Raw genomic sequence first — 12,441 nt, 5'->3', positions numbered from 1 at the left:
CCGACGCGGACGGCCCCGGACCCGGCCGGACATGGTCTTGGCCCGCCGGCTGCTCTCCGAAGTCGACAGGCCGAGAGGGGTGTCCTCGAGCGCCGCCCCGGCCGGCGAGCGAGCCGGCCGGGGCGCTCCGGATGATGTGGCCTCCGCGCCTGATGGGTGTGGGGGTCGGCTTTCCTGCCCTTGCCTACTCCTGTCCGGCCGACACGATGTCGTCGTCGCGGCTCGTGTCCCTGGAGCTGATCTCCCACTGCGGCCCCGTCGTGTTCACCGTGACGGTGAACGTGATGATGTTGTGGTCGCACCAGGGGCCGAACTTGGTTCCCAGGCAGGTCTTGTGCTCGACGTTCTGTTGCAGGACGTACTGGCTGTCCGTCGCCTTGACGATGGCGGGGGTGGTCTCCGGGGTGACCGTGACCCCGTAGAGCGCGTCGCCGGCTGTCGTCGTCGTGGCGAAGATGCGCGTGGTGGTGCTTGCCGTCAACTTGCCGGAGGAGTCGACGCACCGCGTGATGCGGATCCTGAGGTCGGCGGTCTTGATGTTCACCACGTGGTTGCGGACCTCGTAATGCGAGGTGGCGGTCCTGCAGCCGGCTTCCTCGGCCGGCCGCGGGTCTCCCGCGGCAGCGTTGACGACCGTGTCGGTGCCCCTGGCTGAGGAGTCGGTGATGGATCCGTTGGCGGCAACGGCGGCGGCGCCGACGGCGAGCAAGCTGCCGACGAGAGCCCCGATCACCACAGGACGGTTCCGCCGGGTTCGTGTGCTGCGCATGCTGATGCTCCTTCTGTGAGCAGGTGGAGTGAGGTGCGCTCGAGGCGCGGCCCGGCACCCGCAGCGGGGGGCGCCTGAGCGAGGCGCCGGCCGGGTGGTGCGGGGCGGTGGAAGAAGCGTTTCCCAGCGGTCGCAGGCACGGCAATGCCCTGTGGCGTCCCGGACGGTCCTGGGTTGTCTTCGCTGGTCACAGGCGGTGTCTGGGGCCGGGACACGGCCCGTTCGCCAGGGCTGGCGCAGCGCGGACGGGCCGGGACTGTCCCGGACGCCCGAAGATCTGGCGGGACACCCTCGAGGCGGATCAGCCTCCTTGTCGTGCCGCGAACTCCGCGGCCCGTGAAGGAGGTTGTGATGGGACAGCAGACCGTGCTCTCGCCCTCGCGGCAGGCACCCCGTCAGCAGAGCGCGAGGAGGAAGCCCCGGCCGGCACCGACGTCGCACCGCAAGCCGCGCACCCCCGGCTCGGGTGCGAAGAAGATCCGTCACGGCATGTGGGCTGTGGTGGGACTGGCCGTGGGGTTCGTGCTCTCGCTGCTGGCGGGCGCGCTGCTGGCCGTACACGGCCCCTCGGACTCAACGGCGGCCGGTGGGCCGTCGGTCACGCTCCGGCCCGAGGCGCCGGCCGTGTCCCAGCCCGCGCCGGCCAAGCCGGTCAAGCCGGCCAGGCCGGGCACGACCGAGGCCAAGCCTGTGAAGGTCGAGAGGATTCGCCTGAGGCCCGGTGACACGCTGTGGGCGCTGGCCCGTACCCACGGCACGACCGTGAAGGCGCTGCAGCGACTCAACCACCTGGGATCGTCGACCCTGGTCTACGCCGGGCACACGCTGCGCCTTCCCGCCCAGCCGGACGCTCGCGAGTCCGCGCGGCAGCCGCGAGTCACACCGTCGGCGACCGCGCACACGCCGGGCCGGCAGCCCAGCGCGGCACCCCGCACCAAGCCCGCCAAGCCTGCCAAGCCCGCGGCGAGCGCCGTCATCGGCTACGCCCAGGACCAGTTGGGCAAGCCCTACGTGTGGGGCGGTACCGGTCCTCGCGGCTTCGACTGCTCCGGCCTGGTGATGCGGGCGTGGCAGGCCGCCGGAGTGACACTGCCGCGCACCACCTGGGGACAGATCCACGCCGGGACCGCCACCACCCGCAGCCGCCTGGTCCCCGGTGACCTCGTCCTGTCCTACGGCGGCGGCCACGTCGGCCTGTACATCGGCAACGGACGGGTCATCCACGCCCCCCGGCCCGGCACCGTGGTCACCACCGCGCCCCTGCCCGACCCCGGCCACATCGTCGCCTACCGCCACATCCGCCCGTGAGCCGTGTGGAACGCGACGGGGATGCCGTGGCCTCATCGGCAGCCGGCACCGGTCCCCGAACTTGGCTGAACGACGTTGGAGAAGAGCCTGATGTACGGATCAACTGCCTTTACGCTCCCTTGGTACGCGAGAGACAAGGGAGTGGTGATGGGACACGGGCCCGACCCGGCAGGCGCGCACAACCCGGCAGAGTTCATGGAGCTGATGCGGCAGTTACGCCGCTGGGCGGACCTGAGCTACCGGCAGCTGGAACGCAACGCCACCGACGCCGGCGACGTCCTGCCACGCGCGACGGTCTCCGCCGCGCTGAGTCGCGACGAACTGCCCCGCACGGAACTCCTGTCCGCCTACGTACGGGCGTGCGGCGGCGACGACGCAACCGTGTCCGCATGGCTCGACGCCCGACGGCGCCTGTCCATATGCAGCACGACCACACCGGCACCAGCCGGCGAAAGTGCACCGCTGACCGCCAGCCGGCAGGACGACCGCACAGCTCCGGAGACAACGCCGGGACCTGAGGCTGCAACCGGCCAGGAGCACGGCCCGGACACCGGCCCAGCCGGCGCAGCGGCCTCTGCCCCCGGTGGCGGACCGGTTGCTGACCCGGCCGGCGAACCGACCTCAGGCCCGGTCGAGGACACCACCCGCCCACCGGCCGCTCAGTCGGCGTGGCGACGGCAGGGGCCGCTGGTCGCGATCGCCGCCTGCACCGTCGTAGGCATCCTGACGCTGGCGCTCTGGCCGTCCGACGACGGCCCCGGCAATCACGTCAGCGGCCCGACACAGAGCACCTCGCCCGGCAACACCGCTCCCACCACACAGCCGAGGCAGCCCACCTCCTCCCCCACCAAGAGGCCCGCATCCGACGCCGAACCCGCAGCATCTCCCACCCCCGCACCGGCCGCACGTGAGAAAACACCGACCCCCCGAGCCAGCCGCACCCCCACCCGCGCTCCCGCGCAGATGCCGACGGCCGGCTGGACCCATATCCACCCCGCATCCGCTCCCTCCCTCTGCCTCACCGAAGGCCGCGAACGCAACGGGCGCACCGACCGAGAAATCGCCGTCCAGCACCCCTGCTCCGACGCCCCGCTGCCTCGCGTCTACCTCGAGAAACTGAGCGGGCAGACCTACCGCATCCAGTGGCACAACCCCGACCCCGGCAAAGGCACCGGCTGCCTGGCCGTCGACGGAGCCTCCACCTCCCCGGGTGCTCTGCTCGCACCTCGGGACTGTGCGGACGAAGACAACCAGAAGTTCCGCCTCGAGGCCTCCGGCAGCGGCTTCCGGCTCCGGCCGGTCCACAGCGACCTGTGTGTGGGGTTCCTCCCTCCGATCACCGACGGCGCCGAAGCCGTGCAGACCGAATGCACCACAACCTCAACCCAGGCGTTCACCTTTACCGCAAGCTGAGATGGAACCGGACGCTGGGGCTCCGTGCGGCGCGTAAGGCGCGCCCGCGCCGAGGACCGGCCCCGACCGGCAACTTTGTGACTCGCTCAGAAGTCGAGGGACCAATCCTGATTTACGTGCCACGGAGCGTTCGGCTTGGCGATGCAGTCCCAGATCTGCAGGCGCGCACCGGCCGGCGGAGGGGTCGGGAAGGCTGGGTTCCTGGCATCGAGGCATCGGCCACTGTTGCTGTGTACCAGCAGGTATGCGTCGAGGTCGGCGCCTGGGCCGTAGAAGCCCTCTATCTTCCAGAACTGACTCGTCGTGCCGTCACAGTCCGCCAGGACCACAGGTGTCCCGTTCATGGAGCCTTTCGCGTCCAGGCACTTGGTCGAGGACCACCTGATCTGGCTTCCGCCGGTGACGTCCACCACGTTCATGGTGTGACCGGCGGCGCTCAGTACGAAGCCCTTGCCGTTGAGACAGGGCTGGTTCTGGCAGGTGTTGGGTTCCAGCCTCACGTCGAGTCCGGAGGCCCTGTTCGTGAGGTACGTCGACACGTGCCAGGTTTCGGCCTGGGCCTGTCCGGGAGCCAGGACGGTGACCGAGAAGAAGGACGCGGTGAGCGTCGTCAGCAGCACAGTTCGTCTACTTCGCATGGTGCTCTCCCCCGCGGGGACGTGTGTTCCTGTCGCCGCCGGTACGTGTCTGGCGGCCCTCACGATCCGCTGCGTCACCTCCACGATCGCATGCGTGTACGCCAGCCGCGACCTGCCGAATGGCGCGATCAGAGCCCCCGCCCGGACGCGCGCCGCAAGCGCTCACATCCGGTAGACCTCGAAGCGGCATTCCACGTCGACGCGCCGCTCGTCGGGCTCTTCCTGTCCGTCCGGGGTCGTGGCGCTGAGTTCGCCGTGCACCTCGACGTCCATGCGGGCGCTGCCTCCCGCCAGGTCCCGGAGGATCTTCGCCACCGCCTCCGCGCGCCTCCGCGCGAGGGCCTGGTTCTGCTGGACGGTGCCGGTGGTCGACGCCCGCCCGACGAGGCGGATCGGCTGGGTGCCCTTGCGGATCTCCGTTCGCACCGCGTCCGGCAGCCCCGTGTACCAGGAGTGGATGTGCCGGATCTTGTCCTGGGGCAGCGCGGAGCTTCCCGAGGGGTCGAAGTGGACGGTCGTGACGTGCGACGAGATGGCAGGCCGGGGGACCGCCCCGCCGCCCGACTGGGTGAGTTCGCCGTGACGGACCCACTGCTGGGACGAGGAGATCTGGAGCCCGGTGAGGTTTCCGGCCGCGTCCACGACGAAGTGGCCGCTGAAACTCTCGTCGCCGCTGCCTACCGGGTCCCAGCGCCCGTTGATGGAGTATGCGACCGCCGCCACCGGCTCGTTCGGCGCCGTGTAGGCGGACGGCGAGAAGACGATCGAGAAGGTCGAGGAGTAGAGCGAGCTGGAGCGGCCGCGGTCCTCCGTGACCGACACGCGGCGCACGTTGAAGCCGTCGTACTCGAGTACGACATCGAACCAGAAGGTCTGGGTGTCGACGAAGTAGCGCGGGTGGTGCGCGGAAATGGGGAACCGGAAGGACCGGCGCTGGATCGTCAGGCCGGTCGGACTCGGACTGTGGATGTAGGAGGCCGGCGTCGAGGTCACTGAGAAGTCCCCGTTGAACACATGCTGCTCCAGAGTCCCGAAGGCCCCGAGCCCCAGCTCGGCGGCGGGGATCAGGGCCCCCGCGAGCGCGATGAAACCCACCTCGGGCGAGGCGTCACCGTCCCAGCCGGGTTCGACGTGCTCCCACACCTGCCGGGGCACGGCCGGCTCCCGACCGAGCGCGGGGCCGGACGCGGTCCAGGCTTCGGCCGCACCCGGGCCGACGTGCGGGGAGACGACGGCGTGCGGCGCCGTCGTGCGCACCAGAGCGTCGAGCAGCACCGGGATCGCCTCCAGCAGGGAAGGCACCACCTGTAGAGCCTCCAGGGCGGCTGCGGTCGACGCGGGGGCTGCCTCCGCCTCGGTCAGCCAGGCGAGGGCGTCGTCCTCGCTGTAGCTCGTGCCGTAGTGCGTGCTCTCATCCGCCAGAAGGTCGTCATCCATCGTCGGTCACCTCGTCCGGTGCTCGATATGTGCTGTTCGGTCTCGTGGCGGCGGTGTAGGACGTGCTGCTTGTCGTCGGCCCTTCGGATGGTGCTTTGGGTCTGAGCCCTGCGAGCCGCGCCAAGGCGGCGCCGACGTCGAGCAGTCCGTGGCCCGTGCGCTCGCGTCCGGCGGGGGACAGTCGCGCCGTACTGCGCAGCAGGTCGGTGACCTCGTCCGAGTGCAGCGGCCGCCCCGCCGCCTCGAACAGAACTGCGACCGCTGCGGCGACGTGCGGCGCCGCCATGCTCGTGCCGGTCATCGTGGTGACACCGTCCCGCTCACGCCGCCCGTTGACGAGCACCGCGGAGCGGGCCGCCGTGATCGCGACCCCGGGCGCGGCGAGGTCGGGTTTGAGGCGCAGGTCCCTGGCAGGGCCTGCGCTGCTGAACCCGCCCGGAGGCTCGGCGGACGCGCGGTGGTCGTAGGCCGCGACGGCGAGAGTGCGCCTGCCGTTGCAGAGGGTGTTGGTCGTGAAGAGCGGGTCGGGCGCCGTGAAGCGGCTCTGGTGGCCGCGGTGTACGCGCTCGATCCAGCCGTGGACCTCGCCCCGCTCGATGTGCGTCGGCAGCAGCCGCACCCGCCACGTTCCGTGGGGGGCGCCCGGCCACAGGAACAGGTCCACGACGTGGTCCCTGCTGCCGGGATCCGTACGCCGGTGGAAACCCGAGAAGATGACCCGGTCCCCGTTTCGGACGATCCGCTCTGCACCGGGCGGGAGGCGAGCGAAGACAGCACCGTCGGGCGCCATCAGCTCGACCGTCAGATCGTCCGCCGCTGGGTACCACAGCTCCATCTCCGCGTTGTCGGCCACCGGCGGCTCGACGGTCCAGCCCCAGTCGACCGCGGTGCCCTCGGTGAGCTGGGCACTGCAGTGCTGGGCGGTGCTGAAATAGTTGCCCGCCGAGCACACGATCTGACGGCCGGGCGCCTCAAGCAGGGCGTCGAGGGCGCTGACGACAAGTGACGATCCGTCATGTGGGCCCCCGCAACGGCCGAGACTCATGCTGAGGACGACGGGCCGGTCACCGGCGGTTCGGAAGATCCAGTCGACCCCTTCGAGGATCCGTACGGAGTCGCCGAGGGTGTCGTGCGGGGATGTGTCGTCGCCGCGTAGGTGGACCGCGAGAATCGAGGCGTCCGACGCGAGGCTTCTCGGCGCCCCCGACCGGCCGTTGCCGCACGCGATGCCCAGGGTGTGCGTGCCGTGTGTGCCCTGGCCGTACGGGTCGACCTCGGCCGGGTCGTAGCCCAGGGCCGTATAGGGATCCGGTTGCTCGAGCGCCCGGTCCACAGCGGCGGCGTCGAACACCCGGCCGTATCCGTACGCCGACGGGCTCAGCTGCGTACGGCCGCCGCGCTGGTCCCACAGCGCGAGAAAGCGTGTGGAGCCGCTGCCGCTGCCGCTGCCGCTGCCAGCACAATTGCCGCTAGGCCGAATGAAGTCGGCGTGCGCCACGTCGAAACCCCAGTCCAACACCCCTACGACGACGCCGCGTCCGGTCCACGGCCACGGCGTACTCGGCGGCGCCGCGGTCCTCGTGTCCTCGGCCGCGGCCCCGGCGGCTGCCCCGTGCACGGACGCGGGTACGCCGTGCACGACGACGTCATGGGGCAGATAGTGGTGCGTGCGCTTGAGGCTCAGCACGTCGGGGTGTCGCCGCACCTCTGTGATGGCATCGACGTCCACGCGCCCCGTCACGATCGAGCCGGCGCGCACCACCACCTTGAGGCCGGGAACCTCGGCGTCGGCTGTGCGGAGGCGTGCGATGACCCCCACGCGATGCGGGCGCGCCGCGAGCGGCTGCCGCTGCGAGGTCTCGAGCAGGAGTTGCCGCAGGTGCGGGTCGAAGTCGACGGCCATAGTGATCCCCGCTGTGCTCTGTTCACCGTTGCACGGCACTCGTCATGCCCGGGCCCGTGGTCCTTATGACTTGGGGGTTGACTTCTTGGCCGCGGTGGTGGCCGGCGGCGGCGTGGGACCCGCCCCCGTCGGCGTCGGCGTGGATGGTGGCGTGGAACCGGATGCGGTGGCCGGCGGGGTCGGCGGCGGCGTGGACGGCGGCGTCGGCGTGGATGGTGGCGTGGAACCGGATGCGGCGGCCAGCGGGGTCGGCGACGGCGTGGACGGAGGCGTGGAACCGGATGCGGCGGCCAGCGGGGTCGGCGACGGCGTGGACGGCGGTGGGGTTGAGGTCGCGATAGCCGCCTGGAGCAGGGCGAGCGCCCGCTGGAGATCTTGGGCCGAAGCCCCTGCGAGAGAGCCCGTGCCCAGGATGGCCGGATTCGCCGCCAGGACCGTCTGGGCCAGTGGAATGTCCTTGAGGTCGTCGGCCGTCAGGTGTGCTCCCTTGGCGACCGCCGTGGCGATCAGCTTGGTCACCGCGGAGGTGGCCTCGGCGGTGACCTCTTTCACTGCGGCGGCCCCCGCCGCGATTGCGGCGTTCCCCTCGCGGCGGGCGGTGCCGTCAGCCGAGATGACCGCGAGCGCGCCCGCTTGGGCGGCCGGCATGCCAGAGGAAGCGGCCACGGCCAGCGGCAGAAGCTGACGGCGCCGGTTCTTCGGGACCGACATCAGCGCGACGAACGGCAGGAGGCTGTTCATGTCAGAACCCTCCAGACATGGCCATCGCCATGGCCATCATGAGCATCGGGTTGTCGCCGCCGCCGTCCGACTGCGGCATCATCATGAACATCAACGGCAGCATGCTGTTGTCGTCGCCGTCCGTGTTCGACGGCTTGTCAGTGTTCGTGCCGTTCACGGCGTGGGTGTGGTCGTCGAACCTGCCGCTCAGCTGCTGCTGCATCATCAGGCTCATCATCATGTTCGTCATCTGCTGCTGTTGCTGATCCGCTCGGGTCTTGCGGAGTGCGGCCTGGGTCTCGTGCCGCAGTTTGCGCACCGCAGCCTGCTGCTTGGCGATCGCCGCCTGGGTCTCGCCGACGACGGTGCCCACGCGGGTGCCCAGCGTCGTCAGGTCCTTCTGCAGCGTGTTGATCCGAGCCGAGTCGGAGTTGAGCACCGCCTGAAGACGCGCGACAGCAGAGTTGAACTCGTCGCGGTGCACCATGGGGGTCTGGAGCTGTACTTGAGCCGGGCCCCGTGGCGTGTGCACGGTGGCACTGGTGACACCCTGTGCAGGCGCCACAGAGACGCGCTGCGCACTCGGCCGCGTCGGTGGCTTGAGGGCGTTGCCCACGGCTCTGATTCCGGCCCCGACCGGGTCGATGAACCCGAGCTGCGGAATGACGGCGCCAAGGCCGGGGAGGAACTCGGCCTCGTCGTCCCAGTCGGGCAGGTCCTCGGACTCGGCCACCGTCTCCGGCTCGTCCAAGAGGTCGTCGAATGCGTTCATCACTCTCCTCGGTTCGCAGTGGTGGTGCCGGGCGCGCTCATGGACGCCCGAGCGGGCAAGGGGGCGCAGGCATCGCCGGGGCAGACGACGGGCCCCCGACTCTTCTGCGCGACGCCGGGACCAGGACCATGTACGAGCGCCGGTGCGAGCCACTCGCGCAGCTGCGGGTCCGGGGGGAAGTGCCCGGGTGAGCCGTGTCCAGCACAGGTCGCGCAGCCGGCGTCGGTGCCCCAGCAGCCCGCGCAGCAGCCGAGCTTGGCGGCCAGCTGCTGGAGCACATGGAGGGCCGCGTCCCGCTGCTGCCGGACCGCGGAAAGGCGCCGCGAGGTCTGAACGAGCCGCGCCTGGAGGAGGTCCGTGGCGGACGGCACGTCGAACACGTCGGACTCGGCCGCCGGCAGGTCGTCCGACTCGTAGGCGAACCCGTAACCCAGCCCGCCGTCCGATGCGTGGTCCGGTACGACGTCAGTCGCCATACCGTTCGACGAGGGGGGTGTGAGGGCGGGTTCGGGGCCGGCCGACATTTGCCCGGCCAGAAGGGCCGCGTAATCTCCCCGGCGCAGCGCGTCGAGCTGGCTCCCGCTGAACCCTGCGCGCTGGGCGGCCAACCGCAGCACGAACTCACGGTCGATGGCCATCAGAAGACCCCCTCGTCGATCCAGCGGTGCACAACTTCCGCACCGACCTCGAAGTGGACGGCGTCCTCGGGCTGAAGCACCACGCCCCAGAAGATGCCGAACCGGCTGAACACGTCGTGCAGCGTGAGCAGACCCCGCTCAACCTGGCCGTCGCCGCGATTGCGGACGGCCCGATCGTCGAGCGTCACGTCGAGCGCGAGGCCCAGCGCGTGGTTGCTCAGGACGTCCGGGCGTCCCTGGACATGGCGGACACAGAGCATCCCGCTCGTGCCCGTCCGGGCGTACAGCTCCGGGTCGGCTTGCTCCAGCGCGGCGAACGCGTCGCGGAAGAGGGCGACCGCCTGCCGGTGCCCGCGCACCCGGAACGCACCGACCTGGCCCGTCACCATCCGTCCCTCCCAGAAGGGCGAGGTGAGCGCCTGACACTCGTGGGTGACCAGGTCACGGGGCCGCCCGAACCGGGCGACAAGCAGACTCGTCGGGCATGGACCGACACCGGCGTTGAGCGCGCTACGGTCCGGCATCGGCACCAGGTCATCGCCCGAACTCCGCGGTGCGGCGACCAAGGCGGGGGCACCGTCCGACTCGGGCAGACCGTACCGGGCGCGGCTGTCCTCGGTCGTGCGGCCGGACTCGGGAGCACCAGAGGGGTCCTGTTCCGAATCGGCAGGCGGCTCACGCTCGCCAGGCCGCGCGACGAGGTCCGCCAGCTGGGGAAGGAGCACCGCGAGCTGCCGCAGGACGTCGGCCGCGCTGCCGAGCGCAGGCGGTGGTGCTGTCGGCGGCGCGGCGGTGGGCGGTGCCGAAGCAGGCGGGGCGGGCAGCGGGGGTGGTGTCGGCTGCGCGGCGGCGGACGGTGCCGAAGCAGGCGGGGCGGGCAGCGGGGGTGGTGTCGGCTGCGAGCGCACGGGTGCGGTGGCGGGCGGCGGGATTGGGCGGGCGGGCCCCGGGACCGGTGCCGGTGCCGGTGCTGGTGGCTTGCTCGTGAGTTGCTGGACCGCATTGATGATTGCCGGTGCGGCGCTGATGACGGCTGGGATGATCGCGGCAAGCGCGGGCAGGACCGCGGCCTCGTCGATGCTCGGCTCGTACGGCCTCGGCTTATACGCCTCAGCCAGCCACCTGGCCACGGCGTCGTCGGTCCCGGCACCGAAGTCGTCCGTCTGCCGTCCCGGACCCACCAGCCACTCGGCCGCGCTACCACCATTACCCCAGGCTGATGCTGCACCGTCCACGGTGCCGCCTTCCCGTTCAGGCGCCATCGGCGCCTCCCTGTGCCTGAATGTCGACTTTGAGAGCATCCGGGTCAGATCGTGCGCCAAGGGCGACATCGGTGTCCACAGACAGGGCCGCATCCATGCGGGGGACGCCACCGCTCGGATGCCGCGCTTGCGCAGGGACACAGTGTGGCCGGGGGCGTGAATGCCGCGGCAGCCGACAGGGTCGGTGGCTGGGTCGGCGCCATGCCCGAAGCACGGCCAGGACGGCTTTGGGGTGTGCTCATGGGACGGCTCCACGGGTGTGTCTGGCACCGCGGATGGTCCGGGAAGGCAGCATGGCGGAGCCGGCGGCGGCTATCGCCGGCTTCGGCGCGGTCAGTCGTCAGCAGTTTCTGCGGACGAGGGCGAGGTGGCGGCGTCCCTGCGCTATGCGGACAACCGCCGCGCCACCATTAACTCCTCGACGCGTTCCCTCATCTGCTCCGACGGAGAGATGCTCAGCTCGCGTTGGATCAGTTCCTTGTAGTTCTGATAGCACCTGAACGCGCTCGCCACGTTTCCCTCCGCGATATGCACCTCCATGATGATGCGATGCGCGGTCTCGCGCACAGGGTCGATGCCAACCGCGGCCAGAGCCACATTCAGCGCGGGCACGAAACGCTGCGCCGTCTGAAGTTGCTGGGCCAGAGTCTCCAGGGCGTGCAACCGCACCTGGTCCCACCGTTCCCGTTCGAGGACCAGCCAGTCCTCCGACCACTCCGGCAGGAGTTCCTGGCGCAGATCCTCGATAAGCCCGGCTTCGGTTCCGGGCGGCGGACTGAGCCCTGCGGTGACCTCGTCACCGGCCTTGCACACCGTGTGCAGGTCGACGCTGACCGCCGGCGCCAGGCGCAGGCTCTGGCCGGTGGCTTCGACGACCATGGCGGTACAGGCGCGCCTGGCGTGGCACAGGGCAGACCGGAGATTGCCCGCTGCCCGGTACGGCGTGCAGTTGGGCCACAGGTGTTCGGCCGCCCAGGTGCGATGGGCGCCGTCCTTATGCAGGGCCAGAAAGGCCAAAAGTCGCTGGGCGCCCATGGGGAGGCAAATCAGTCGGCCGCTATCTGAAAGTTCGAACGTCTTCAGTAGCTGAAGGTGCACATCGCTTCCAAACACTCCACCACTGTGCCGTCAGCATGGGACGGGCGCATGTGCAGCGAACATCGGCCGCAGGGCGACACGGACTAGATCCGTGCAGGTCATGCCCCTGCCGATACCCATCGGAATGCGCCGGTAACGCTCGAAGAACACAACTCGAACGCCGCGGACAACGCGAGATGGGCGGGGCTGGAAACGGCTGGTGCGCCCGCCCGCTCTGTTGTTGGTTCAATGACACGGAATTTCCGGGGACCCTCCCTCCTCGGGTCGGCCGTTCGCTCACCTGACCGGCGGAAATTTCCGCTCTTGCCGGGACCGGTCCTGACCAGAGGGGTCCACAGTCCGGGCAGCCTCCTGCCACGCCTCGCCGACGCAGCCGTGACGTCCGGTCAACGCGCCGGGAACGGCATGGTGCGACGGTCGAAATCGGGCAACGCTCCAGAACCGGGGCCAGGACTTTCACGGCAGCCCCGATTCCTCCGCTCC

11 protein-coding genes are annotated in these 12,441 nt (G+C 70.5%); 2 read left to right on the top strand and 9 right to left on the bottom strand.

Going from position 1 to position 12,441, the window contains the following annotated elements; genetic code table 11:
- Positions 1 to 184: 184 nt before the first annotated feature.
- Positions 185 to 769 carry a hypothetical protein gene (locus ACZ5CW_RS15995; protein ID WP_468601545.1) on the bottom strand — a complete coding sequence of 195 codons (585 nt, stop codon included), beginning with the start codon at positions 767 to 769 and terminating at the stop codon, positions 185 to 187.
- A gap of 351 nt (positions 770 to 1,120) precedes the next feature.
- On the opposite strand from ACZ5CW_RS15995, the gene ACZ5CW_RS15990 reads away from it, so the two are divergent.
- Complete coding sequence (locus ACZ5CW_RS15990; RefSeq protein ID WP_468601543.1) at positions 1,121 to 2,077, top strand: C40 family peptidase; 957 nt, start codon at positions 1,121 to 1,123, stop codon at positions 2,075 to 2,077.
- A gap of 75 nt (positions 2,078 to 2,152) precedes the next feature.
- The gene (locus ACZ5CW_RS15985; RefSeq protein WP_468601541.1) at positions 2,153 to 3,490 is read left to right on the top strand and encodes an RICIN domain-containing protein; all 1,338 of its coding nucleotides are present in this window, start codon (positions 2,153 to 2,155) and stop codon (positions 3,488 to 3,490) included.
- An 86-nt stretch (positions 3,491 to 3,576) separates the two neighbouring features.
- Here the strand turns inward: ACZ5CW_RS15985 and ACZ5CW_RS15980 are convergent, their stop codons facing one another.
- The 8 genes from ACZ5CW_RS15980 to ACZ5CW_RS15945 all read right to left on the bottom strand — a co-directional run bounded on the left by ACZ5CW_RS15980 (position 3,577) and on the right by ACZ5CW_RS15945 (position 11,895).
- Positions 3,577 to 4,128 (bottom strand): RICIN domain-containing protein, encoded by a 552-nt coding sequence (locus ACZ5CW_RS15980; RefSeq protein WP_468601539.1) that lies wholly within the window; start codon positions 4,126 to 4,128, stop codon positions 3,577 to 3,579.
- 162 nt (positions 4,129 to 4,290) lie between these two features.
- The gene (locus ACZ5CW_RS15975) at positions 4,291 to 5,565 is read right to left on the bottom strand and encodes an OmpA family protein (RefSeq protein WP_468601537.1); all 1,275 of its coding nucleotides are present in this window, start codon (positions 5,563 to 5,565) and stop codon (positions 4,291 to 4,293) included.
- On the bottom strand, positions 5,558 to 7,468 hold the full coding sequence (locus tag ACZ5CW_RS15970) for a S8 family serine peptidase (protein WP_468601535.1): 1,911 nt from the start codon (positions 7,466 to 7,468) through the stop codon (positions 5,558 to 5,560). The genes ACZ5CW_RS15975 and ACZ5CW_RS15970 overlap by 8 nt, the downstream gene beginning before the upstream one ends.
- 63 nt (positions 7,469 to 7,531) lie before the next feature.
- Positions 7,532 to 8,209, bottom strand: coding sequence for a hypothetical protein (locus ACZ5CW_RS15965; RefSeq protein WP_468601533.1), 678 nt, complete (start codon positions 8,207 to 8,209; stop codon positions 7,532 to 7,534).
- 1 nt (position 8,210) lies between these two features.
- Positions 8,211 to 8,960, bottom strand: a complete 750-nt coding sequence (locus tag ACZ5CW_RS15960; protein WP_468601531.1) for a hypothetical protein — start codon at positions 8,958 to 8,960, stop codon at positions 8,211 to 8,213.
- Positions 8,960 to 9,598, bottom strand: a complete 639-nt coding sequence (locus tag ACZ5CW_RS15955) for a hypothetical protein (protein ID WP_468601529.1) — start codon at positions 9,596 to 9,598, stop codon at positions 8,960 to 8,962. Before ACZ5CW_RS15955 ends, ACZ5CW_RS15960 begins: the two co-directional genes overlap by 1 nt.
- Entirely contained in the window at positions 9,598 to 10,920 is a 1,323-nt protein-coding gene (locus ACZ5CW_RS15950) for a M15 family metallopeptidase (RefSeq protein ID WP_468601527.1), read from the bottom strand. Before ACZ5CW_RS15950 ends, ACZ5CW_RS15955 begins: the two co-directional genes overlap by 1 nt.
- A 324-nt stretch (positions 10,921 to 11,244) precedes the next feature.
- Positions 11,245 to 11,895 carry an AfsR/SARP family transcriptional regulator gene (locus ACZ5CW_RS15945; RefSeq protein ID WP_468601525.1) on the bottom strand — a complete coding sequence of 217 codons (651 nt, stop codon included), beginning with the start codon at positions 11,893 to 11,895 and terminating at the stop codon, positions 11,245 to 11,247.
- Positions 11,896 to 12,441: the final 546 nt, after the last annotated feature.

The sequence above is a fragment of the Streptomyces sp. NPDC031379 genome, assembly GCF_055569615.1.
The sequence above is the reverse complement of the archived record's forward strand: the minus strand, read 5'-3'. Positions and strand labels throughout refer to the sequence as shown.